Origin of the sequence: Pseudomonas monteilii NBRC 103158 = DSM 14164 (genome assembly GCF_000730605.1) — a bacterium.
GTDB classification, from domain to species: Bacteria; Pseudomonadota; Gammaproteobacteria; order Pseudomonadales; family Pseudomonadaceae; genus Aquipseudomonas; species Aquipseudomonas monteilii.
Window position 1 is genome coordinate 86761 of sequence record NZ_BBIS01000008.1, and the last position, 23700, is coordinate 110460.

Sequence of the window (23700 nt, forward strand, 5' to 3'; positions counted from 1 at the left end):
GGGAGCGGGCTTGCCCGCGAAGAGGCCAGTGAAGGCCGCAGAAAAATCAGACGAGATGCAGGTGGTTGTCCCAGAAACCGGACGGCAGGTTCATCGGCTGCCCGACCAGTTCGGCCTTGCGGCAATCGTAGAACCGACAACGGCCCTGCCCGGAGGTAACGACAAATCCATCCTTCACCGCGCCAACCCCAGCGCAATCGGGCATCGGTGCATCCAGCCGCACCGCACCCGTGTCCAGGTCCCAGACAAACAACCGGTTGGCCCGTGGCGCAGTCAGCGCCACCAGCCGCAGCTCGCTGTGGATCGCGACACTGGCGGTGTACTGGGCCATGGCCTGCAACTGCCGCTCCGGCACCGGGAAGGCCTTGAACGGCTCGCCCGGGCGCTTGATCGCCAACAGCTCGGCCGTTTCATCGGCATCACCCATGAACTGCTGGCAGGCGGCGATGGTGCCATCGCTGCCCACTGCCAGGTGACGCACGCTGTTCATCTGCTGGGCCAGGGTTTCCTTACTCAGCAATGTGCCGTCGCGCTGCATCAGCACAAGGCTCGGTTCCATGGCATTGAGGTTCATCTCCACCCGGCTTTCGGCTTCGGTACGAATGCCGCCGTTGGCCACGATCAGCGTCTCGCCGTCGGGCAACCAGGCGACCTCGTGCGGTCCGATGCCGTGGGTCGGGATCTCGCCGGTGTGTACCAGGCGTTCGCCCTCAAAACGGTACACGCCCAGCACGCCACGCCCAGGGTCGGTAGTATCGTTCTCGGTGGCATACAGCCATTCACCCCCTTTGTGCACCACGGCGTGGCCGTAGAAGTGCCGGTTCGGCTGCGAGGTCACGGTTTGCAGCAGGCGCCCGTCGCGCAAGTCGACCAAGTAGCTTTCGGTACCGGGGCGGCGGGCGACGAACAGGGCGATCGGCTGCTCGGGGTGGTGGATGATGGCGTGGCAACGCTGGGCGACCTGGGTGCTGAACACCTGGGTGCCGTCCAGGCGGAAACCCACGGCATAGTGCTTGCCGTCGCCATCGTCACGCGCCGAAAGCAGCAGGGGTTCGCTGCCTTTGTTGCGGAACAGGCTCCAGCCGCCCAAGGTCAGGGCACTGAGCAAAACGCTACCGAGTTTGAGGGCCTGGCGTCGCAGCATGATCAGTCACCGTCGTTGGCATTGAAGCCCAGCTGAATGTTCAACGCCTTGGCCAGGTCGCCTTCGTGCAGGCGATGGACAGCGTTGAGGCTGTCGTAGATCTGGTTCAGTGTTTGCTGGCCAGCGTCGTCCGCCAGCAGCTCGCCCAGCGACTTCTGGTTGTCGGCCAGCAGTTTGAGCGAGGTAGCGTAGGCGGCGTCGATCTTGTCCGCCAGCGCTTTCTGATCGCTGGACAGCAAGCCGCGCAGGCCCTGGTTGTCGACCCCGACCCAGACGGTCTCGGCCGCCTTGAGGGTGGCTTCCAGGCTCTTGAGCGAGGAGTGGCTGCGCCAGGCTTCGGCCTGCAACGGCTGCGGGATGCCCTTGCTCTGGCGGCCCATCGGCGCACCCAGCTTCTTCTTCAGAGTATCCAGGGCGGTGACCTGGGAGCGCAGCAGGTCGGCGATCGCCTCGTGGGAGTCGGCGTAGCGCTGGTTGGGGAACTTGGTCATCTGCGACAGCATGCCGTCGGTGCTGTTCCAGCTCTTGAGGATATCCTCGGCGAGTACCTTCTGGTGTTCACCAATGGCCACCAGCAGCGGGCAGTAGCGGGCTTTCTGCTCGGCAGTGGCAATGTCCGGCTTGCTGTCGAACAGGATGTACTCGTAGGCCGACAGGCCGCGTACCACCACGCTGGCCTTGCCCAGGGAAGCGACGTCTACCGGCTTGTCGCCGTTGACCAGCTGCTCGACCTGGCGGCCGACCAGGTTCTTCTTGTCGGGCCAGAACTGTACCTGCCAGGCGCGGTTGCCTTCGGCCAGTGGGCCGACCAGCAGCGGTTGCAGCTCGGCCCAGGCCTTTTGCGCCTTGAGGAAGTCGGCACGGGCCTTTTCCAGGTCTTCCTTGCCTTCGCAGTAGGCCAGGGCGCTGGCGGCCAGCGTGCGGTCGGCTTCGACCCAGCGGCTGTAAGTGGGCAGGATGACCTGCTTGGCGATGGCAGCGGAGGTGACGGCTTGCGGGTCCTGCGGCGAGCAGGCGCCGAGGGCGAGTGCAGCGAGGCTGGTGAACAACAGTTTGGGTCGGAACATGCCCGGCTCCTTAGCGCGTTTTAAAGTGAATTCAGGAACGCCAGCAGCGCACTGCGTTGCTCGGCATTGAACGTGAGTACGAAGTTGCGTGCCGCCTCGGCTTCGCCCCCGTGCCAGAGCACGGCTTCCAGCAGGTTACGGGCGCGGCCGTCGTGCAGGAACTGGCTGTGGCCGCTGACCGTTTCGCTCAGGCCGATGCCCCACAGGGGCGGGGTACGCCAGTCCTGGCCGTTGGCGGCGAACTCGGTGCGCTCATCGGCCAGGCCTGGGCCCATGTCGTGTAGCAGCAAGTCGCTGTAGGGGCGGATGACCTGGTTGGCCAACTCTGGCTCGGCAGCATCGGCGGCGGTGGTGAACTGCGGTGTATGGCAACCCTGGCAGCCGGCCTGGTAGAACAGGTTCTTGCCTGCCAGCACCTGCGGCGAGCCGACGTCGCGGCGGGCCGGCACCGCCAGGTTGCGGGTGTAGAAGGTGACCAGGCGCAGGATGTTGTCGCTGACTTCCTTTTCGCCATTGGCACCGTCGCCATTGGGCGCGGCGAGGCAGTCGGTTTGTGCCGGGGTGCAATCGTCTTTGGGCTGCAGGGTGCTGGTCAGGCCCATGTCGCCGGCAAAGGCGTGCACGTTCTGCTGGTTGACGTTGGGCTGCCCGGCTTTCCAGCCGAAGCGCCCGACCACGGTCTTGCCCAGGGCGTCGTCCCACACGCGGTTGGCTCGCCCGCGGATGCCGTCGTGGTTGCGGTCATCGGGGTCTTCGTTGGCCAGCAAGTCGGTTTCGGGGATGGCTTCGAGCAGGCCCAGGCCGATCATTGGTGGCGCCACCCGCGCCGAAAAGCGCGTGTCGGGGTGCATGACGCCGTAGCCGAGCTGGCTGATCTGCAGGGTCGGCTTGCGCAGTTCGACCTGATGGCCGTCCTTGAACGACACGGTTTCGCGGGTGTAACTCACCCGTACCTTGCCTTCCGGCGCCACACCGGGGATGGCCATGTCCTGCAGCTGAGTGCCGTACACCGGCTCAGGCACCACGCCCAGGCGCTCGATGACCTTGGCCAGATAGGGCTGGTCGGGGATCGACAGGCGCACCAACATGCCCACCGCGTTGCTATTGCCCGGCTCTGGCGGGTGGCCGCGGCCATCGCGCACATGGCAGTTCTGGCAGGCGTTGGTGTTGAACAGCGGGCCCAAGCCGTCGCGGGCGGTGGTGGTGGAAGGGGCGATCACCCAGGGGTTGCGGAAGAAACTGTTGCCCACGGCGAAGTCCACGCGACGTTCGGCTGCGAGGTTGGCCAAGGGCAGGGAGTAGGCGTTGCGGTCAGTCCGCTGCACGGTTGCCTTGCCGCCCGACAATGCTTCGCCGGGTTCGGCCTGGGTGAAACGCGGGGCGTCGTCACAGGCAGAGAGGGCGAGGACCAGCATCAGCGGGGAGAGTCGGGACAGCGACGAGGACATGCAAAATCCTGGGCGTGGACGAAAAACCGGCGTGCAAGCTTAGCAAAGTGGGGGTGTTTGAATAAGAGCAATTTGCAATTACTGGATGAAATCGGTGTCAGAGGGCCATAAGCAAAAAAGGCGACCCGAAGGACGCCTCTTTTCAGAACCGCTACCGCAAGATCAGAATTCGTGATCTGCAGTGTCCGGGTTCAGGTTGGCAATACCCAGCTTGCCAGCCGCCTGCTCGATTGCACCGGTCTGCTTGACCAGTGCGGCGATCGCGTCACGCACGATCTGGTTGCCGGCAGCGTTGTCGGCCGCGATCAGCTGGTCGTAGTGCTCGCCTTTAAGGGCGTGGTCGACCATTACCTGGATCTTGGCTTCGGTGGCTTCCAGGTCGGCCTTGAGGGTGGCGTCGGCGGCCGGGTCGACCTTGGCTACCAGCGACGACAGGCTTGGGCCGGTCACCTTGGTACCGTCCGGGCGGATGTACTCGCCCAGGTAGACGTTGCGGATACCCTTGGCGTCGTAGAAGTGCGAGTAGTGGGTGTTGTCGCTGAAGCAGTCCTGCTCGTCTTCCGGCGAGTTGGCTTCCAGCGAAACCTTCATGCGCTCGCCCGCCAGTTCGCCCAGCGACAGGCTGCCCATGCCGAACAGCATCTTGCGCAGGCCGTCGTTGACAGGCTCCGCTTCCAGCTTGGCGCGGTAGTTGTCGGCGACGTTCGGCGCCCAGTTGCCGACCATTTCTTCAAGGTCGGTAACCAGCAGCTGGGTAACGGCTTTCAGGTAGGCACGGCGGCGCTCGTTGTGGCCACCGGTGGCGCCCTGGCCTTCCAGGTAGTCGGATGCCGGGCGGTTGCCAGCGCCTGGGCCGGTGCCGTTCAGGTCCTGGCCCCAGAGCAGGAATTCGATGGCGTGATAGCCCGTGGCAACGTTGGCCTCGGAGCCAGCCAGTTCGTTCAGGCTTGCCAGTTTCTCTGGGGTAATGTCCTTGACGTCGACCTTCTCCTCGCCCACCTGGATCTCGGTGTTGGCGATGATGTTGGCGCCGGCGGCCGGGTTGCCCAGGGCATGCTCGTAGCTCTTGTCGACATAGTCGATCAGGCCTTCGTCCAGGGGCCAGGCGTTCACCTGGCCTTCCCAGTCGTCGATGATGGTGTTGCCGAAGCGGAAGGCTTCGGACTGCAGGTACGGAACGCGCGCGGCGAACCAGGCTTGCTTGGCAGCCTTCAGGGTTTCGTCGTTGGGCTTGGCCAGGAACGCGTCCACTGCGGTCTGCAGGGTTTTGGCGGTGCTCAGCGAGTCGCTGTACACAGCATGAACCATTTCGGCGTAATGCTTGACCACGGCTTTGCCGGCGGCTTCGTCGACAGCCCCGGGCGCGGCAGCGGTGGTGCTGGCGACAGCAGGTGCCTGGGCTTGCGGCGCGGCGGCTTTGTCGTCCTTGCCTTCACCGCAGCCGGCGAGAGCGATGGCAATGGCCAGCAGACTGGCGGAGGCCAGAGGCATTCGAATCATTGTTGGTTTTCCTGCGTCGTGTGGTTGGACCAAGGGGTGGACCGTGCGCCGTGGCACGCGAAACCGCAACATCATGCGAAAGATTTGCATTTGCTGTAAAGAGGCGGCGTGCAATTCATGTAAATGGCGGTAAAGGCGTGTAACCGGGCAGGCGTGCTCAGAACATCGAAACTTGGTGACGCTGCGCCTGCTTCAGGAAACTGGTCAGCTCGCGGGCCGACAGCGGCTTGCTGTAGTGGTAGCCCTGGCCCTCGTGGCAGCCCTGGGCAACGATGTAGGTTTCCTGCTCGGCGGTTTCCACGCCTTCGGCGATCACCTGCATGCCCAGGCTCTTGCCCAGCTGGATGATGGCGCGAACGATGGTGGCGTCGTCATCGTCGTCGAGCAGGTCCTGGACGAAGCTCTTGTCGATCTTGATCTTGTCCAGCGGCAGCGATTTCAGGTAACTGAGCGACGAATAGCCGGTGCCGAAGTCGTCGATGGCAATCAGTGCCCCGGAACGGCGCAGGCTCAGCAGATGCTGGGCAGCGGTGCTGATGTCTTCCATCAGGCCGGTTTCGGTGACTTCCAGCTCCAGGCTGCGCGGCGGCAGGCGATAAGCCTGCAGCAGGTTGTTGACCACCCGTGGCAGCTCGCTGTGGTGCAGCTGTACGGTCGACAGGTTGACCGCCATGCGCAGCTCGCTGAAGCCCTGGTCGTGCCATTCGCGCAGTTGCCGGCAGGCTTGGTCCAGTACCCATTCGCCGATGCTGATGATGCTGCCGTTTTGCTCGGCCAACGGGATGAACTGGTCTGGCGGCACCATCCCCAGCTCCGGGTGCTGCCAGCGCAGCAGCGCCTCCACGCCGACCACGCGGTGGTCGCGGTAGCTGATTTGTGGCTGATAAACCAGGTACAGCTGGTTGCATTGCAGGGCTTCGCGCAGGTCTTTTTCCAGCTCGCGGCGGCGGCGCATCTCGCTGTCGACGCTGGCGATATAGAACTGGTAGCGGTTGCGCGAACGGGCCTTGGCCAAGGTCATGGTCTGTTCGGCTTTTTGCAGCAGTTTCTCGGTGCTGTCGCCGTCTTCGGGGAACAGGGTAATGCCGATGGTGGCGCGCAGGCGGATCTGCTGGTGGTGGTCGAGGTCGAACGGCACTTCCAGGTCGTCGAGGATGCTTTGCGCCAGTTCGGCTGCCTCGTAGGGCTGCTCGATATTGGCTTGCACCAGGGCAAACTGGTCACCGCCCAGTCGCGCCAAGGCACCCAGACGGCCACTGTGGGCGCGCAGGCGGTCAGCCAGGGCCAGCAGCAACTGGTCGCCCACCTGGTAGCTGAATTGCTCGTTGATGCCCTTGAAGTCGTCGAGACCCACGCACAACACTGCCACACGGTGCTGCAGGCGACCGCCGTCGACGAGGATCTTGTCCAGTTGCTGCTGCAGTTGCTGGCGGTTGGGCAGGCCGGTGAGGAAATCGTACTGGGCCATGCGTTGCAGGCTGTTTTCGGCCTCGTGACGCAGGTGGGTGTTGCGCTCGATCGAGGCCAGCAACTGGTTGGCGGTGTTGACCCACAGGCCCAGTTCGTTCTTCTCGTGGCCCTTGAGCAGCGGTATCTGGTGTTGACTGGGGCGGTCGGGGTTGATCTGAGTGAGGTGCTCGATGATCTTGGACAGCGGCTTGGTCAGCAGCCAGTGGTATACCAGGTACAGCACCAGGCCCATGGCCAAGGCCCGCAACACGCCGGAAATGAAGATGATTACCGCGTTGATCAGGAAATCTTCGCCGTAGGACGACGTGTCGAGGGTGATGCTGAGGTCGCCGTAGTATTCGCTGTAAGGGCCACGGCCGACCAGTTGTGTGGTGTAGGTGCGTTCCTGGCCGAGGATAAGATCGGTCAGCCAGCGCATGGACATGTCCTGCAGCGGGCGCGACTTTTCGGCCAGCATGGTTTCGTTGGGGTGCCCAATGGAGGCCATACGCACCGATTCGTCCTGGAACAGGCCTTCCATCACCTGCATGCCCATTTCGCGGTCGAGGCTGTACACCGCCTGGGTGGAAGGGTCACGGAACATGTCGAGGATGCGCTGGGCATCGTTGTTAACGGCCTGGCGGGTCTTGTAGGTGTCGTAGACGATTTGCGCACAGCTGAGCACCACGCCGACTGCCAGCGCCGACAGCAGCACGACCCTGAGCAACTTGACCGACAAGCTGTTCCGCAATTCCAGCTTCAATGGGGTTTCCTTAATCCATGCGCATGGCATCATTTTGCCATCAACGATGACGATACACTATCGGCCGATCATGAGCAGTTTATCGGTTGCCTGACCCCGCAACTTGAATGCGCTGTGTCAATCTTCCAGAGGTTTGATGTTAGCGCGCTATACGGGCTGAGCAAGCAAAACCGTGTTGGCTTTCGTGGGCGCGGGAGGCCGGTATTGGCATAAAAAAACCCGGCACAGGGCCGGGTCTTCATGTTCAGGGCTGAATGACTCAGGCCTTGAAGGTCTTGCCTTCGAACTGTTCGGCAACGAAGGCCCAGTTGACCAGGTTCCAGAACGCCTCGACGTACTTCGGACGCAGGTTGCGGTAGTCGATGTAGTAGGCGTGTTCCCAGACGTCGCAGGTCAGCAGCGGGGTGTCGCCGCTGGTCAGCGGGCAACCGGCGCCGATGGTGCTGGCCAGGGCCAGGGAACCGTCAGCTTTCTTCACCAGCCAGCCCCAGCCGGAACCGAAGGTGCCAACCGAAGTCTTGGTGAACTCTTCCTTGAACTTGTCGAAGGAACCGAAAGCGGCGTTGATGGCGTCAGCCAGGGCACCGGTCGGTTGGCCACCGGCGTTAGGCGCCAGGCAGTTCCAGTAGAAGGTGTGGTTCCAGACTTGAGCGGCGTTGTTGAAGATGCCGCCCGAAGAGGTCTTGACGATCTCTTCCAGGGTCTTGCCTTCGAATTCGGTGCCTGGGACTAGGTTGTTCAGGTTCACGACATAGGTGTTGTGGTGCTTGTCGTGGTGAAACTCCAGGGTTTCCTTGGAGATGTGCGGCTGCAGGGCATCGTGGGCGTACGGCAGCGGCGGCAATTCAAAAGCCATGGTGGATCTCCTGATTCAGGTCTAGTTCGCGGTTTGCGCAGGGCCGATCACGGGCGGCCCTATGTACGTCGGCGAGTTTGTACTCTTTGCGACGCAAGGGCCCGATCATAGCACCAGCCCCGGCGCATAACCACGCAACAAACATAGGGAATAGAGGTTCCAGAGCGGTTGGGGTGTGCCGACCGGTGGTGTTCGGCTTACCCCTTGTGGCGCCTGGCAGATTGAGCGCCGCCCGCGCGGCGCTCGATCTGCCAGGCGCTAGAAATGTTGTGACAAGCCCAGGGTCAGTTGAAGATCAACTGCGCCGCCACCGCGAACATCATCACCGCCACCATCAGGTCGAGCATGCGCCAGGTTGCCGGGCGGGCCAGCCACGGTGCCAGCCAGGCTGCGCCGATGGCCAGGGTGGAGAACCACAGCAGCGAAGCACTGGCCGCGCCCGCCACGTAGGCACCGGGGGCGGCCTGCTGGGCGCCCAGCGAGCCGATCAGCAACACCGTGTCGAGGTACACGTGTGGGTTCAGCAGCGTCACTGCCAGGGCGCTTAGCAGCACTGCGCGGCGTGAGCGCATGCCTTGGCCTTCCTGGTGCTGCAGGCTCTGCCTGGAGCAGGCGCTGCGCAGTGCCTTGGCGCCGTACCAGATCAGGAACACCGCGCCGCCCCAGCGCGCGACCGCCAGCAAGGTTGGGTTGTGCGCCAGTACCGTGGCCAGGCCAAACACACCGGCAGCCACCAGTATGGCGTCACAGACGATGCACAGCGCCGCCACGGGCAAGTGATGTTCCCGGCGCAGGCTCTGGGCGAGGACAAAGGCGTTCTGTGCGCCGATGGCCATGATCAGGCCGAAGGCCACCAGCATGCCGTTGAGATAGCTTTGCCACATGGTGGGGCTCTCCAGAAAGGTCATAAAAGATGCTGGCTATTGTGATGACCGGCGCTGTATAAGAAAAACAAATAAAGCTGATAAGGCATTAGAGAAATCGATGTTCGACTACAAGCTGCTGGCCGCCCTCGCGGCGGTGATCGAACAGGGCGGGTTCGAGCGTGCGGCGCAAGTGCTGGGCTTGTCGCAGTCGGCCATTTCCCAGCGCATCAAGCTGCTGGAGGCACGGGTCGGCCAGCCAGTGCTGGTGCGTGCCACGCCGCCTGGCCCGACCGAGGTAGGCCGCCAGTTGCTCAACCATGTGCAGCAGGTGCGCCTGCTTGAACGTGACTTGCAGCGCCAGGTGCCGGCGCTGGACGAAGAGGGTATGCCGGAGCGCCTGCGTATCGCCCTCAACGCCGACAGCCTGGCCACTTGGTGGGCCGGCGCGGTGGGGGATTTCTGCGCACAGCAGAACGTTTTGACCGACTTGGTGGTAGAAGACCAGGAAGTGGGCCTCAAACGTATGCGTGCCGGCGAAGTGGCGGCCTGCCTGTGTGGCAGTGAGCGCCCGGTAGCGGGGGCACGCAGCCAGCCACTGGGCGCCATGCGCTACCGGGCACTGGCTAGCCCCGGGTTCATGGTGCGGCATTTTCCCAAGGGTTTTGTCGCCAGCCGCCTGGCCCGTACCCCGGCGATCGTGTACGGCCCGGACGACTTCCTGCAGCATCGCTATCTGGCATCGCTGGGCATCGAGGACGGTTTTCTGCATCACCTGTGCCCGTCCTCCGAAGGCTTCCTGCGCATGACCGAGGCCGGCCTGGGCTGGGGGCTGGTGCCCGAATTGCAGGCCCGGGAGCAACTGGCCAGCGGGCAGTTGGTGGAAATCTGCCGCGATACCCCTATCGATGTGCCGCTGTACTGGCATCATTGGCGCAATGGCGGGCAATTGCTCGCGCAACTGACCGACCACCTGCGGTACACCGCACGGCAATGGCTGGTGCCCTTGTAGCCACGGCTGGCGTCAGTTGCATCTGAAATCTGGCAAGACGGAGTCTTACATGCGAATTCTGGTCACCGGTGCGAGCGGCTTCATCGGCGGGCGCTTTGCGCGCTTTGCCCTGGAGCAGGGCCTGGACGTGCGGGTCAGCGGCCGCCGCGCCGAAGGGGTCGAGCACCTGGTCAAGCGCGGCGCCCAGTTCATCCCTGGCGACCTGAGCGATGCCGAGCTGGCCCGTCGCTTGTGCCAGGGCGTCGAGGCCGTGGTGCACTGCGCTGGCGCGGTGGGCAACTGGGGGCGCTACCAGGACTTCTATCAAGGCAACGTGGTGGTTACCGAGAACGTGGTCGAGGGCTGCCTGAAGGAGCATGTAAGGCGCCTGGTGCACCTGTCGTCGCCGTCGATCTATTTCAATGGCCGTTCGCGCCTGGATGTCCGTGAAGACCAGGTACCGCGCCGCTTCCACGACCACTACGGGCAAACCAAGCACCTGGCCGAGCAGAAAGTATTCGGCGCGCAGGAGTTTGGCCTGGAAGTGCTGGCGCTGCGCCCGCGCTTCGTCACGGGCGCCGGTGATGCCAGCATTTTCCCGAAGCTGATGCAGATGCAGCGCAAAGGCCGCGTGGCAATCATCGGCAATGGCCTGAACAAAGTTGACTTCACCAGTGTGCACAACCTTAACGAGGCGCTGCTCAGCGCCTTGTTCGCCGACGATAGGGCGCTGGGCCAGGCCTATAACATCAGCAACGGCCAGCCGCTGCCGCTATGGGATGTAGTCAACTACGTGATGCGCCAGATGCAGCTGCCGCAGGTTACCCGCTACCGTTCCTACGGCCTGGCCTACAGCCTGGCCGCGCTGAACGAGGCGGCCTGCATGCTGTGGCCAGGGCGTCCGCAACCGACCTTGTCGCGCCTGGGGATGCAGGTGATGAGCCGCGATTTCACCCTGGATATCAGCCGCGCCCGGCAGTATCTGGACTACCAGCCCAAGGTCAGCCTGTGGACAGCGCTGGATGAATTCTGTGGCTGGTGGAAGCACCTGCCGCCGGGGCAGTGAAGCCGCAGGGCTGACAATGGTCATCAATGCGCCGCGCTGGCGGTTTATACTCGTGCCTCTTTGCGACTACCGCGGTTGAATGTATCCATGCGTAACCATGCTCACGATGACTACGATGACGTGCCTACCTTGCGGGCGGGCACCGTTGATGATGACGAACTGATGCCGGCGCACGTCGTGCGCAGACGCCAGAAGGCCGCGCGCGGGCCAAGCACGGCGCCGTTGTGGGCGTTGCTCGGTGCTTCGTTCATCGCCTTGGTAGGCCTGGGTTGGTGGAGCTTCCAGCAGATCTCGTTGATGGAGCAGCAACTGGTGGCGACCCAGGAAAGTTTTGCCCGCATCAGTGAAGAAGCGGCCGGGCGCCTGCAGGCGATCAGCGGCAAGGTGGATGCCAGCGAGTCTGGCGCTACCACCAGCAGCGAGGCATTGAAGCTTCAACTGCGTCAGTTGCAGAAAGGTGTGGCCGGGCAGACCGGTGACCTGGGCAAACGCCTGGAGCAGGTGCTGGCCGATACCCGTGAACAGCAGAAGGCTGTGACCGAGCTGCAAAGCCAGTTACAGGCGCAGTTGAAGCTGGTGAATGGCGAACTGGCCGCGCTGCGTTCGGGCCAGGTGGATGGGGGCAAGCTGGATGCCCAGCTCAAGGGGCTGAACGAGCAGGTTGCCGCGCTGAAAGCCGCGCAGGTGGATGGCGGCAAGCTGGATGTGCAGCTCAAGAGCCTGGGCAGCGATATAGCAGCGCTGAAGAAGCAGGGGAACCCGAGCGCTGCCATTCAAGGCCTGGAGCAGGACATGCTGGTGCTCAAGAGCCAGATCGACAACCGCCCGGCTGCGGCGGCGTCCGGTGGTGCTTCGGTGCAGGAGTTCGATGCCTTCCGAGCTCAGATGACCCGGAACCTGAATACCTTGCAGAGTCAGATTCAGAACCTGCAACAGCAGATCAACGCCCGGCAGTGACACCGCAGGGGAGGGCGTTGCCCTCCATTCGCGGCACAAGGCCGCAAAGCGGCCCCGGCAATCTCGATTACAACCGAGGGTAATCGATGTACCCCACCGGCCCCCTGCCATAGAAGGTCTCGGGCCGCGCCTCGTTCAGTGGCGCATCCGCCGCCAGCCGCGCCGGCAAATCAGGGTTGGCGATGAACGGCACGCCAAACGCCACAGCATCGGCCTTGCCGCTGGCTAGCGCCGCATTGGCACTGCCTTTGTCAAACCGCTCATTGACGATGTACGGGCCCCCAAACGCTTCCTTGATCAGTGGACCAATGCTGTCATCGGCTTCCTTTTCCCGCGAGCAGATAAAGGCAATGCCACGCTTGCCCAGCTCACGGGCCACGTAGGTAAAGGTTTCGGCGCGGTCGGCATCGCCCATGTCGTGCGCATCGGCACGCGGTGCCAGGTGCACGCCCACGCGGTTCGCGCCCCACACTTCAATGGCCGCATCGGTCACTTCCAGCAGCAGGCGTGCACGGTTTTCCAGTGAGCCGCCATAGCGGTCGGTGCGCTGGTTGGTGCTGCTTTGCAGGAACTGGTCGAGCAGGTAACCGTTGGCGCCGTGGATTTCTACACCATCAAAGCCAGCCGCCTTGGCATTCTCGGCACCGCTGCGGTAGGCCTCGACGATGTCGATGATTTCTTCGGTTTCCAGCGCGCGTGGGGTGGGGTAGTCACTCAACGGGCGCACCAGGCTTACATGCCCCTTGGGCTGGATCGCGCTGGGGGCCACCGGCAGCTCGCCGTTCAGGTAGCTGGGGTGGGAGATACGGCCAACGTGCCACAGTTGCAGGAAGATGCGTCCGCCTGCGGCATGCACAGCCTTGGTGACGTTGTTCCAGCCACGTACCTGCTCATCGTTCCAGATACCGGGGGTATCCGGGTAGCCGACCCCCATGGCACTGACTGACGTCGCCTCGCTGAGGATTAGCCCGGCGCTGGCGCGCTGCACGTAGTATTCGGCCATCAGCGCATTGGGCACGCGGCCTTCGTCGGCACGGCAGCGGGTGAGTGGGGCCATGATGATGCGGTTGGGCAGTTGCAGGTCGCCCAGGGTGATCGGATCGAAAAGCGTGGTCATAGCGGTTACCTGCTTTGTCAAAGTGCTTGGCGCAGTTGTTCGAGGAACGCCTCGATGGTGGCTTCGTCGCGTTTGAAGAAGTGCCATTGGCCGATCTTCTGGCTGCGGATCAGCCCGGCGCGCTGCAAGGTGGCCAGGTGGGCAGAGACGGTCGACTGCGACAGGCCGCAGCGTTGGTCGATCTGCCCGGCACACACACCGTTTTCGGTGCTGTGGTACTGGTCGGGGAACTGCGTTGCCGGGTCTTTCAGCCAGCTGAGGATTTCTCGCCTGACCGGGTGGGCCAGCGCTTTTATGATTTCGTCGAGATCGAGAGGCATGGGTTGAGGCTCGTTGTAGCGGTATATCGCGATGGAGCGAAATGTAAATCGTCCGTTCCCGATATACAAATATGAAGAGGTTCTGAGCTGAGCACAAATCGCTATATCGCGTTATGACGATATAGGGGCGAGCGGTGCTAGACTGCGCGCATGAACTACCTTGCGCACCTGCACCTGGGCGGCCCGGCGCCGCAACAACTGCTTGGCAGCCTGTATGGCGACTTTGTCAAAGGTTCGCTGGAAGGGCGCTTCCCGCCTGCGCTGGAAGCGGCCATACGGTTGCACCGGCATATCGACAGCTACACCGACCAGCACCCGTTGGTGCTGGCTGCACTGGCGCGCTTTGCGCGCGAGCGGCGGCGCTTTGCGGGCATTGTGCTGGATGTGTTTTTTGACCACTGCCTGGCGCGGCATTGGCAGGATTATGCCGAGCAACCGCTGGCGCAGTTCACCGGTGATTTTTATCGGGTGTTGTTGGCGGAGCCCGAGCTGCCGGGGCGGCTGGCACGGATTGCGCCGTTCATGGCGGCGGATGACTGGCTGGGGGCGTATGGCGATTTTGCCACGCTGGAGCAGGTGTTCAACGGCATTGCCCGGAGACTGTCCCGGCCGGAAGGGATGGCCGGTGTGATGGGGGAGCTGGAGCGTTTGTATGAGCCGCTGATGGCGGACTTCCGGGAGTTTTACCCGCAGTTGCAGGCGTTTGCGGCGGCGGGGCGGATGTCTGACAGTTAGTTCTGTATTTGTAGTGCCGGCCTCTTCGCGGGTTTACCCGCGAAAGGGCCAGCACTGGTAGTGCAAATCCTCAGGCAGCCCGCGCTTGCCGCCGTGGCGCCAGCTCGACTTCCTCAACCCCAAACAACGCCAGGTGAATTGCCTTTTGCGCCTGCAACGCCAGCACCGCCCGCTCTTTACCTACACTGCCAATTGGCGCCAGCAGGTGAATGCAAACCTCCCCCCGTGGCTGGGCGAACAGGCGCATCAGGTGTGACACCAAATCGTCATCGCCAATGAACGGCGCAATCGGGTCGATCTGGCCATCGCGCAAGTACTGGATAGCCACCGGCTGCACCGCCACACCCCGGTCGATGGCGCCTGCCAGCAGCCGGCCGTGGAAGGTGCGCAAGGTGCGACCGCTGGTGGTGGTGCCTTCGGGGAAGATCAGCAGCGGCCGGGCCAGGCCCAGTTGCCCGGCGATCTGCTCGCGCAGGCGCTGGCTGTCGCCACCGCCACGTCGAATGAACAGCGTTCCGGCTTTTTCCGCCAGCCAGCCGGCCACCGGCCAGTGACGCACTTCGGCCTTGGACAGGAACGAGAGTGGCAGCAGCATGCCCAGCAAGGGGATGTCGGTCCAGGAAACATGGTTACTCACCCACAGCATCGGCCGCTGCGGCAGTTCGCCCACCACACGTATGTCGAAGGGCAGGGCGGCGACCAGGCGTTTCATGAACAGGCAGGTCCAGCGCTGGCGGCGTTCGATGGGGGCCTTGTAGCCCAAGCGTTCGCCAAGGGCGATCAGGCTGGCCATCAACATGCCCAGCAACAGCACCAGCAGCAGTCGAGCCAGGCGGGCCATTACCCGCAGCTTCGGCATCAGACTGCCGCCTTGAAGTGGCGAGCGTAGCGCGGGCAAAGTTCGTCGCGCTTGAGCAGGATGAACACGTCAGCCACCTGGAAGTCTTCGTCCCAGCACGGCTCGCCGCAAATTTTTGCGCCCAGGCGCATGTAGGCCTTGAGCAACGGTGGCATTTCGGCGATGACGTTACCCGGAAGGGCCAGGTTCGGCAGCGGGTTCTTCGGCTCGGCGCGCAGGTGCTCGGTGCACAGGTAACGGTCACGCAGGCGCTGCATCACGGCATGGGCCTGCACGCCGCCGTCTTGCATGGGGATGCTGGCACAGCCCATCAGGTAGCTGTAGCGGCCCTCGTTGAGCACTTCGGCCAGTTCGCCCCACAGCACGGCAATGGTGCCGCCGTTGCGGTAGTCGGGGGCGACGCAGGTTCGGCCCAGTTCGAGGATAGGCCCTTGCAGCTGCAAAAGACCGTGCAGGCGAAATTCTTCTTCACTGTAGAAGCGGCCCAGGCTGCTGGCGGCCTGGTGGTCGAGCAGACGGGTGGTGGCGACCAGCTCGCCGGTGCTCAGGTCGCGAACACCGATATGGCGGCAATGCACGTCGTAGTCGTCCATGTCCAAACCTTGCTCGGCACCCTTGAGCTTGGCCTTGAATTCTGCGCTGAACACTTTGTAGCGCAGGGCCTGGGCCTCTTGCAGCGCCGTGGCGCCAACCAGGCGTTCGGCTTGCAGACGGCGTTCAGTGCTGTTGTCGCCAGAGAGAGCGATCCGAGTCATTGCGAGTCTCCATAAGCCAGCCATGAAGGGTTGCGGCCGGTCGGCTTTGTTGTGCAAAGTCAGCCTAGGTAGGCGCGGTGTCACCCCTGTGAATCTTTGGTGATGCTTGCGTGACACCCCTAAAACCTCGACCAGAAAGCCCCAGCAAGGAGCCGTCACATGGCCTGGTTGCAACGTCTGAACGACCCGCTTCGCCAAGCGCTGGCGGGCACCCTGGGCGAAACCTACGCCGCGCTGCTTGAGCGCCTCGGCCCGGTTGCCCCTTTTGAACTGGCGGTGTTGGGCGGGCGTGCGATGGTCACGCCGGGCCTGGCGTTCTTGGTGGGTTACCAGGCAGCCTTGCGCGTGCTATGGCCCAGTGCCCCGCCAAGCCTCGGCGCCCTGTGCGCCACCGAGCGGCGCAGCGTGCGGCCAGCGGACATGCATACGCGGCTCGACAACTTGCGGCTCACGGGCAGCAAGGATTTCGTCACGGCCGGGCTGGATGCCGAGTGGCTACTGGTGGCGGCACGTAGCGAGGCGGCTGGCGCGGCGCCACAGTTGAACCTGGCGGTGGTCTATCCCGGGGAGCCGGGTGTAACGCTGGAGCCGCTACCAGTCCTGCCGTTGATGCCGGAAGTGGGCCATGGCCGGCTGGTGCTGGAGCAAGCCGCATGCGAGTTGCTGGCCGGTGACGGTTGGGATGCCTATGTGAAACCGTTCCGCTCGCTGGAAGACTTGTATGTGCTGGCGGCGTTGACGGCCTGGTTATATGGCGTCGGACAGGAGTGCGCCTGGCCGCAGGGGTTGCGGCTGCAATTGCTTGGGTTGCTGGCCGGGTGTGCCGAGGGCAGCCGGCAGTGTGCCGACAGTGTGGGGTGCCATTTGCTGCTGGGTGGGTTGTTTGCGCAGTTCCAGGCGTTGCGGGGGGAGGTTGATGCGGCACTGGCAGCGGGGCCGGCGCATTGGGCGCAGATCTGGCAGCGGGACCAAGGGGTGATGGCGCTGGCGGCGGCGGCCCGGGAGAAGCGGCTGAACAAAGCTTGGGCTGCTGCGGGATTGTCATGAATGCCTGATAGTTTTTCATGAACTTCTGACTCCAGGGGCTGCGCAGCAGCCCCAAATTTGCGAGCCTTGAACCGGATGCTGAAAGGTCTGCTGCTGCTTTTTTGCATGGCTATGGCAACCGCCGAGGCCGAGGACTGGCCTGATCCGCAGTGGCAGACCGACCCTGACACCCTCAACTGGCAAGCCGTCGACACTTACGCCTTCCCCGCCCGCACCCCTGATCGCAGCGGCATCCGCACCGACGCCCTGCTGATCATCCGCGACGGCCGCATCCTCCACGAACGCTATGCCGCCCCCACCACTGCCGCCACCGCACACCTGACCTGGTCGGTCAGCAAAAGCGTGCTCGCCACGCTGATGGGCGTGGCCCAAGGAGAGAGACGCTTCCAGCTGCAAGATCCGGTTACACGCTTCTATCCCGCCATGCGCACCCACCCGGGCGTGCGCATGACCGACCTGCTGCACTGGGCCAGTGGCCTGGACTGGCAGGAAGACTACGAATATGCCCCGCTCAAGTCCTCGGTGGTGGCCATGCTGTATACCCGTGGCCACGAAGACATGGCGGCTTACACGGCAGCACGGGGTGCGACGGCCAGCCCCGGCCAGCGGTTCCTCTATTCCAGTGGCGACAGCAACCTGCTGGCCGCCGCACTGCGCGGCATGCTCGATGCCGGGCAGTACGCCGAATACCCCTGGCACGCATTATTCACCCCGCTGGGTATCGACAGCGCGGTGTGGGAACGTGACCAGGCGGGCACCTACGTGGGCTCTTCCTACCTCTACCTCAGTGCCCGTGACCTGGCCCGTATCGGCTTGCTGATGCAACGGGAGGGGCGGTGGCAAGGTCGGCAACTGCTACCCAAGGCCTGGGTGGCCTTCAACCGTACACCGTTTGCCCATGCCGAACTTGTCCCCGCAGAGGCCAACCCAGGCGGCCACTGGTGGCTCAACCAGCCGTTGGCCGGCGCTACGCGGCCCTGGCCAAATGCGCCCGCAGACACCTTCGCCGCCCTGGGCCATTGGGGCCAGGCGCTGTACATCTTGCCCACGCAAAAGCTGGTGATCGTGCGCTATGCCGATGACCGGGACGGCGCTTACCAGCATGACGAACTGCTCAAGCGAGTGCTGGCCGCACTGGCCGGGGAGGGGGCATGAAGCGCGTACTGCTACTGGTGTTGCCAGGGCTGGTGTTCTGGGCCTGGTACGAGCGTCAGGCCCTGGCAGACTTCCCCGGTATCCTCTCGGCCTACTCGGCCAAGGAATACTGCTCGTGCCGCTTCGTCATGGGCTTCGAGCAGGCGTATTGCCAAGGCTATGTAAAACAGTGGCTGCCGCTGAGCCTGCTTGAAGAAAACACCCCGCAGCGGCACATCACTGCCGAGGGCCTGGGGCGGCGCAACCAGGCTGTCTGGCTGGGCCCGCGCGAGGGCTGCCGCTTGCTGCCATGAAGGCGGGCGGGTAAGGTTGGCGGCCTGGTTTCACGAGATCTGTCATGTTCAAGCTGCCCCGTCTTTTGCCCGCCCTGCTGCTGGCTTTGTGCCTGCCCGCCCACGCCAATTGGCACCTCGATGGCGAATCGTCGCGCCTGTCGTTCATTACCGGCAAGAACGGTGACACGGCCGAGGTGCATCGCTTTCTGGTGCTGCATGGCAAGGTCGACCGCAAGGGCGCGGCCGGCTTGAGTATCGAGATGGATTCGGTCAGCAGCGGCATCCCGCTGCGTGACGAGCGTATGCGTGACGACCTGTTCGAGGTCGAACGTTTTGCCGAAGCCAAGGTGCAGGCGCAACTGGACCTGCGGCCAATCAACGACCTCGCCAACGGTGCCCAGATCGAACTGCGCCTGCCGCTTACCGTTACCCTGCATGGCCAGTCGCACAGCTACAACGCCCTGCTGCTGGCCACGCGTCTGGATGAGCGACGCTTTCAGGTGGTAACCCTCGAACCTCTAGTGCTACGTGCCGAGGATTTCGGCCTGCTGCCTGGGCTGCAAACCCTGCGCAAGCTCGCCGGGCTCAAGTCCATCAACCCGTCGGTGCCGGTTAGCGCGGTGCTGATCTTTACCGCCCGCTGACATGCCGGGGCCGGTCTTCCCCTGGCGGGATGGTAACCAGTTCGAACTGCTGATCGACGGCCCCGAGTTCTTTCCGCGCATGCTCACGGCGATCGTGCGTGCTGAGTTCCAGGTCGATCTGGAGTTGTATCTGGTCGAGGCTGGCGCGTGTGCCGAAGCCGTGGTCGAGGCGTTGGAACAGGCCGCACGGCGCGGTGTACGGGTGCGCTGCCTGTTCGATGACTATGGCTCGCTGGCGTTCAACAGCACCTTGCGCCAGCGCCTGCTGGAGGCCGGCGTGTACCTGCGTTGGTATAACCGCCTGCGCTGGAAGCGCGGCCTGCGCAACCTGTACCGCGACCACCGCAAACTGCTGCTGGTGGATGAACGCTGGGCAGTGGTGGGCGGCACGGGCGTTACCGACGAGTTCTGGACGCCGGGCGATGCGACCAGCGAATGGCATGAGGTGATGGTGCAGATCCAGGGGCCGGTGGTTACCGACTGGCAACTGCTGTTTGACCGCCAGTGGTCCGCCAACAACCGCCGCACCGCCTGGCGCCCCGCCGAGGGCTTTGGCTTGCCGCGCCTGCCCAAACTGCCTGCGCATGGGCAAGGCATGGGGCGAGTGGCCTATGCCGACGCCCGCCAGCACCAGGACATTCTGCATTCGTTGGTGCGGGCGCTGAACAGTGGCAAGCAGCGGGTATGGCTGGCCACACCTTACTTTCTGCCGACCTGGAGCGTGCGCCGTTCGTTACGCCGTGCTGCCAGCAAAGGGCTTGATGTGCGCCTGTTGCTGACCGGCCCACGTACGGACCACCCGTCGGTACGCTACGCCGGGCACCGCTACTACCCACGGCTGCTGCGTGCCGGGGTGCGGATTTTCGAGTACCAGCCGTGCTTCCTGCACCTGAAGATGGCCGTGGTAGATGACTGGGTCAGCGTCGGTTCGTGCAACTTCGACCACTGGAACCTGCGCTTCAACCTTGAAGCCAACATCGAGGCGCTGGACCCGCCACTGACGGCGGCTGTGGTGGCCAGCTTCGAGCGTGACTTTGCCTTGAGCGAGGAAGTCGACCTCGACCACTGGCATGCCCGGCCGCTGTGGCGCAGGGTGAAGCAGCGGATCTGGGGATGGATCGACCGGCTGGTGGTCAACTTGCTCGACCGCCGTGACTGACAGGGGCTATCGTGCAGTATCTGTTAACCGAAGGAGTGGGTGCGATGACGGCGAAGAAGATCCTGATGCTGGTGGGCGATTACGTCGAGGACTACGAGGCGATGGTGCCGTTCCAGGCCTTGAGCATGGTCGGCCACACGGTGCATGCGGTGTGCCCGGAAAAACTGGCGGGGCAGACGGTACGCACCGCTATTCATGATTTTGAGGGTGAGCAGACCTACAGCGAAAAGCCGGGGCACAACTTTGCCCTGAATTATGACTTCGTGCGCGTGCGGGCCGAGCGTTATGACGCGCTGTTGATCCCCGGGGGCCGTGCGCCAGAGTACCTGCGCCTGGATGAAAAAGTGCTGGAGCTGGTGCGGGCGTTCGACCAGGCCGGCAAGCCGATTGCGGCGGTGTGCCATGGCGCCCAATTGCTGGCGGCGGCGGGTGTGCTGGAAGGGCGTGAATGCAGCGCGTACCCGGCGTGTGCGCCGGAAGTGCGGTTGGCGGGTGGGACGTTCATTGATATAGCGGTGGACCAGGCCCATGTGGATGGCAATCTGGTGACGGCACCGGCATGGCCAGCGCACCCTGCGTGGCTGGCTGCCTTCCTCAAGGTGTTAGGTACTCGTATTGCCTGACCGGGCCTCTTCGCGGGCTTGCCCGCGAAGAGGCCGGTACAGGCTTAGGCAACCTGCTCAACCCAGTCATTGAGGTTGTAGTAGTTGGTCACCCGGGCAATCTTGCCGCAGTGGATATAGAAGAAAGCCCCCGCCGACAGCACATAGGTCTGCCCGTTGGCCGCTGGCAGTCCTTCGTCATCGGCCAGGTATTCACCGTGTACCGTGAACTCTGCCGCCGCACGGCTGCCATCGGCGTTCTGCATCACCACGATGTCGGCCAGGCGCTCGCGGTAGCAGCGGTTCATCTTGTCCATGAACGCGGCAAACCGGGCCTTGCCCATCTGCCGCTCGCCCTGGTTGATGTCGTGGATCACATCCTCGCTCAGTAGTGCCAGAAAGCCCTGCAGGTCACCGGCGTTGAAGGCGGCGTAGTAAGCATTTACCAGTTCGGTAGCGGTCATGGAACAATACCTGTCGTGTAGGGAAAAGGCCGGTCGTCGCCCCGGATGATAGGGTTTCCCCTCAAGCCCGGCTTAGCCGAGCGCGTCATCCACATCGACAAAACGACCGCCAAGCATGGAAATACGCCTGTTGCACGGCGCCGCTATCGCGCCTTACATCGATGACCTTGCTCGCCTGCGCCTTAGCGTGTTTCGCGAGTTCCCCTACCTTTACGACGGCACTCCGGAATACGAGGCCGACCACCTCGCTACCTATGCCCGCTCCGGGCGCAGCCTGGCGGTGCTGGCACTGGACAACGGCAAGGTGGTTGGCGCCTCCACCGGCTTGCCATTGGTGGATGTAGCCCCCGAGTTCCAGCAGCCGTTCCTGGCCCAAGGGCGTGACCCGGCCAGCGTGTACTACTTCGGTGGGTCGCTGGTACTGCCGGAATACCGTGGTCAGGGCCTGGGGGTGCGCTTCTTCATCGAACGTGAATCTTACGCGCACAAGCTGGCCGAATTTGATTACTGCGCATTCTGTGCGGTCGAGCGGCCAGGCGTGCACCCCAGACGGCCAGCAGACTACAAACCATTGCACGGCTTCTGGCGTAACCGTGGTTTTCTGCACGACCCATCGTTGCGCACAAGCTTTGCCTGGCGAGACCTGGATGAGACGGAAAGCACCGACAAACTGATGTCCTACTGGCTCAAGGAGCTGCCGATTTGAGCAGCGTGGCGGCCTGTACCTAGAGTCCTGTGGAAACAACGACGGCCCCTTCGCGGGCTTGCCCGCTCCCACAGGTATCGCCTAGCCCTGAGGCCTGCGCTGTCCCTGTGGGAGTGGGCAAGCCCGCGAAGGGGCCGCCGCAGTTACATCAGGCTTACTTCACTTCGACTGCCAGGCTCTGGGCAATCTTGCTCTGCCACAGGGCAGGGCCAGTGATGTGTACCGACTCACCGTTGCTGTCTACGGCAACGGTCACCGGCATGTCCTTGACCTCGAACTCGTAGATCGCTTCCATGCCCAGCTCGGCGAAGGCCAGGACCTTCGACTTGCGGATGGCCTGGGCCACCAGGTAGGCAGCGCCACCCACGGCCATCAGGTAGACGGCTTTGTTATCCTTGATCGCTTCGATGGCGGTCGGGCCACGCTCGGACTTGCCGATCATGCCCAGCAGGCCGGTTTGCTCAAGGATCTGGCGGGTGAACTTGTCCATGCGGGTAGCGGTGGTCGGGCCGGCTGGGCCTACCACTTCGTCACCGACCGGGTCGACCGGGCCTACGTAGTAGATGAAGCGGCCTTTCAGGTCTACTGGCAGCTCTTCGCCACGGTTGAGCATCTCGACCATGCGCTTGTGCGCAGCATCGCGGCCGGTCAGCATCTTGCCGTTGAGCAGGATGGTCTCGCCCGGCTTCCAGCTGGCGACTTCTTCCGGGGTGATGTCGTCGAGGTTGACGCGACGGGCGCTCGGGCCGGCTTCCCAGACGATTTCCGGGTAAGCGTCCAGCGACGGTGCTTCCAGCTCGGCCGGGCCGGAGCCATCGAGCACGAAATGGGCGTGGCGGGTAGCGGCGCAGTTGGGGATCATGCACACCGGCAGCGAGGCGGCGTGAGTCGGGTAATCCATGATCTTGACGTCGAGCACGGTGGTCAGGCCACCCAGGCCCTGGGCGCCGATGCCCAGTTGGTTGACCTTCTCGAACAGCTCCAGACGGATTTCTTCGAGGCGGTTCTGCGGGCCACGGGCTTTCAGCTCATGGATGTCGATGGACTCCATCAACACTTCCTTGGCCATGACGGCGGCTTTCTCGGCGGTACCGCCGATGCCGATGCCGAGCATGCCAGGCGGGCACCAGCCAGCGCCCATGGTCGGGACGGTTTTCAGTACCCAGTCGACGATCGAGTCGGACGGGTTGAGCATGGCCATCTTCGACTTGTTCTCGGAACCACCGCCTTTGGCAGCCACGTCCACTTCCACTTTGTCGCCAGGGACGATCGAGTAGTGGATGACCGCTGGGGTGTTGTCCTTGGTGTTCTTGCGGGCACCGGCCGGGTCGGCCAGGATCGAAGCGCGCAGGACGTTTTCCGGCAGGTTGTAGGCGCGACGCACACCTTCGTTGATCATGTCGTCGACGCTCAGGGTAGCGCCGTCCCAGCGCACGTCCATGCCCACGCGCACGAACACGGTGACGATACCGGTGTCCTGGCAGATCGGGCGGTGGCCGGTGGCGCACATGCGCGAGTTGATCAGGATCTGGGCGATGGAATCGCGAGCAGCGGGCGACTCTTCACGCAGGTAGGCCTCGTGCATGGCCTGGATGAAATCGACGGGGTGGTAGTACGAAATGAATTGCAGGGCGTCGGCGACGCTCTGAATCAGGTCGTCTTGCTTGATCACGGTCATGCAGCGCGCTCCTCTTAAAGACGGGAACATTCATTAAGGCGCTCGACGGTGCCGACCAGCGTGTCGAAGCGCCTTGCAAG

General features: G+C 63.5%; 24 protein-coding genes. 11 read left to right on the forward strand and 13 right to left on the reverse strand.

Annotated features, from left to right (window positions below; all coding sequences use genetic code 11):
- Positions 1-46 precede the first annotated feature (46 nt).
- The 7 genes from PM2_RS02910 to PM2_RS02940 form a co-directional block, all read right to left on the reverse strand.
- On the reverse strand, positions 47-1144 hold the full coding sequence (locus PM2_RS02910; RefSeq protein ID WP_016713597.1) for a DUF1513 domain-containing protein: 1098 nt from the start codon (positions 1142-1144) through the stop codon (positions 47-49).
- Positions 1145-1146: 2 nt separating this feature from the next.
- Positions 1147-2211 (reverse strand): imelysin family protein, encoded by a 1065-nt coding sequence (locus tag PM2_RS02915; protein ID WP_016713598.1) that lies wholly within the window; start codon positions 2209-2211, stop codon positions 1147-1149.
- A 20-nt stretch (positions 2212-2231) separates the two neighbouring features.
- Positions 2232-3659 carry a di-heme oxidoreductase family protein gene (locus PM2_RS02920; protein ID WP_028698603.1) on the reverse strand — a complete coding sequence of 476 codons (1428 nt, stop codon included), beginning with the start codon at positions 3657-3659 and terminating at the stop codon, positions 2232-2234.
- Positions 3660-3821: 162 nt separating this feature from the next.
- On the reverse strand, positions 3822-5159 hold the full coding sequence (locus PM2_RS02925; protein ID WP_016713600.1) for an imelysin family protein: 1338 nt from the start codon (positions 5157-5159) through the stop codon (positions 3822-3824).
- A gap of 157 nt (positions 5160-5316) precedes the next feature.
- Positions 5317-7371: a putative bifunctional diguanylate cyclase/phosphodiesterase gene (locus PM2_RS02930; RefSeq protein WP_028698602.1), complete on the reverse strand. Its 2055-nt coding sequence runs from the start codon at positions 7369-7371 to the stop codon at positions 5317-5319.
- Between the two features lie 259 nt (positions 7372-7630).
- Positions 7631-8227 (reverse strand): superoxide dismutase, encoded by a 597-nt coding sequence (locus PM2_RS02935; protein ID WP_012274023.1) that lies wholly within the window; start codon positions 8225-8227, stop codon positions 7631-7633.
- A 284-nt stretch (positions 8228-8511) separates the two neighbouring features.
- Positions 8512-9111: a LysE/ArgO family amino acid transporter gene (locus PM2_RS02940; protein WP_028698601.1), complete on the reverse strand. Its 600-nt coding sequence runs from the start codon at positions 9109-9111 to the stop codon at positions 8512-8514.
- A 100-nt stretch (positions 9112-9211) separates the two neighbouring features.
- On the opposite strand from PM2_RS02940, the gene PM2_RS02945 reads away from it, so the two are divergent.
- From PM2_RS02945 to PM2_RS02955, 3 genes are all read left to right on the forward strand, one after another.
- Complete coding sequence (locus PM2_RS02945) at positions 9212-10102, forward strand: LysR family transcriptional regulator ArgP (protein WP_028698600.1); 891 nt, start codon at positions 9212-9214, stop codon at positions 10100-10102.
- Positions 10103-10151: 49 nt separating this feature from the next.
- The gene (locus tag PM2_RS02950) at positions 10152-11147 is read left to right on the forward strand and encodes an NAD-dependent epimerase/dehydratase family protein (protein WP_016713604.1); all 996 of its coding nucleotides are present in this window, start codon (positions 10152-10154) and stop codon (positions 11145-11147) included.
- Positions 11148-11234: 87 nt separating this feature from the next.
- Positions 11235-12104: a hypothetical protein gene (locus tag PM2_RS02955; protein WP_028698599.1), complete on the forward strand. Its 870-nt coding sequence runs from the start codon at positions 11235-11237 to the stop codon at positions 12102-12104.
- Between the two features lie 67 nt (positions 12105-12171).
- Here PM2_RS02955 and PM2_RS02960 read toward each other — a convergent pair whose 3' ends face one another.
- Both PM2_RS02960 and PM2_RS02965 read right to left on the reverse strand, forming a co-directional pair.
- Complete coding sequence (locus tag PM2_RS02960) at positions 12172-13221, reverse strand: alkene reductase (protein ID WP_028698598.1); 1050 nt, start codon at positions 13219-13221, stop codon at positions 12172-12174.
- Positions 13222-13238: 17 nt separating this feature from the next.
- Positions 13239-13541 (reverse strand): ArsR/SmtB family transcription factor, encoded by a 303-nt coding sequence (locus PM2_RS02965; RefSeq protein WP_016713607.1) that lies wholly within the window; start codon positions 13539-13541, stop codon positions 13239-13241.
- Positions 13542-13691: 150 nt separating this feature from the next.
- Here PM2_RS02965 and PM2_RS02970 point away from each other — a divergent pair, with 150 nt between their 5' ends.
- A complete protein-coding gene (locus PM2_RS02970) occupies positions 13692-14276 on the forward strand; it encodes an acyl carrier protein phosphodiesterase (protein WP_016713608.1) in 585 nt (194 codons plus the stop codon).
- A 70-nt stretch (positions 14277-14346) separates the two neighbouring features.
- Here the strand turns inward: PM2_RS02970 and PM2_RS02975 are convergent, their stop codons facing one another.
- Complete coding sequence (locus tag PM2_RS02975) at positions 14347-15135, reverse strand: lysophospholipid acyltransferase family protein (RefSeq protein ID WP_028698597.1); 789 nt, start codon at positions 15133-15135, stop codon at positions 14347-14349.
- Positions 15135-15890 (reverse strand): L-ornithine N(alpha)-acyltransferase, encoded by a 756-nt coding sequence (olsB, locus tag PM2_RS02980; protein WP_016713610.1) that lies wholly within the window; start codon positions 15888-15890, stop codon positions 15135-15137. The genes PM2_RS02975 and olsB overlap by 1 nt, the downstream gene beginning before the upstream one ends.
- 159 nt (positions 15891-16049) lie before the next feature.
- Between olsB and PM2_RS02985 the strand changes: the two genes are divergently transcribed.
- From PM2_RS02985 to PM2_RS03010, 6 genes are all read left to right on the forward strand, one after another.
- On the forward strand, positions 16050-16937 hold the full coding sequence (locus PM2_RS02985) for an acyl-CoA dehydrogenase middle domain-containing protein (RefSeq protein WP_028698596.1): 888 nt from the start codon (positions 16050-16052) through the stop codon (positions 16935-16937).
- A gap of 75 nt (positions 16938-17012) precedes the next feature.
- The gene (locus PM2_RS02990; protein ID WP_033739895.1) at positions 17013-18092 is read left to right on the forward strand and encodes a serine hydrolase domain-containing protein; all 1080 of its coding nucleotides are present in this window, start codon (positions 17013-17015) and stop codon (positions 18090-18092) included.
- On the forward strand, positions 18089-18385 hold the full coding sequence (locus PM2_RS02995; RefSeq protein WP_028698594.1) for a hypothetical protein: 297 nt from the start codon (positions 18089-18091) through the stop codon (positions 18383-18385). The genes PM2_RS02990 and PM2_RS02995 overlap by 4 nt, the downstream gene beginning before the upstream one ends.
- A gap of 44 nt (positions 18386-18429) precedes the next feature.
- Positions 18430-19011 (forward strand): YceI family protein, encoded by a 582-nt coding sequence (locus tag PM2_RS03000; protein WP_027609142.1) that lies wholly within the window; start codon positions 18430-18432, stop codon positions 19009-19011.
- Between the two features lies 1 nt (position 19012).
- Entirely contained in the window at positions 19013-20170 is a 1158-nt protein-coding gene (locus PM2_RS03005) for a phospholipase D-like domain-containing protein (protein WP_016713615.1), read from the forward strand.
- A gap of 44 nt (positions 20171-20214) precedes the next feature.
- Entirely contained in the window at positions 20215-20793 is a 579-nt protein-coding gene (locus tag PM2_RS03010) for a DJ-1/PfpI family protein (protein WP_016713616.1), read from the forward strand.
- Between the two features lie 44 nt (positions 20794-20837).
- Here PM2_RS03010 and PM2_RS03015 read toward each other — a convergent pair whose 3' ends face one another.
- Positions 20838-21236, reverse strand: a complete 399-nt coding sequence (locus PM2_RS03015) for a nuclear transport factor 2 family protein (RefSeq protein WP_016713617.1) — start codon at positions 21234-21236, stop codon at positions 20838-20840.
- A gap of 115 nt (positions 21237-21351) precedes the next feature.
- Here PM2_RS03015 and PM2_RS03020 point away from each other — a divergent pair, with 115 nt between their 5' ends.
- Entirely contained in the window at positions 21352-21942 is a 591-nt protein-coding gene (locus tag PM2_RS03020) for a GNAT family N-acetyltransferase (protein WP_028698593.1), read from the forward strand.
- Positions 21943-22096: 154 nt separating this feature from the next.
- On the opposite strand, the gene PM2_RS03025 is transcribed toward PM2_RS03020, so the two are convergent.
- Positions 22097-23620 carry a fumarate hydratase gene (locus tag PM2_RS03025; protein WP_012274004.1) on the reverse strand — a complete coding sequence of 508 codons (1524 nt, stop codon included), beginning with the start codon at positions 23618-23620 and terminating at the stop codon, positions 22097-22099.
- Positions 23621-23700 lie beyond the last annotated feature (80 nt).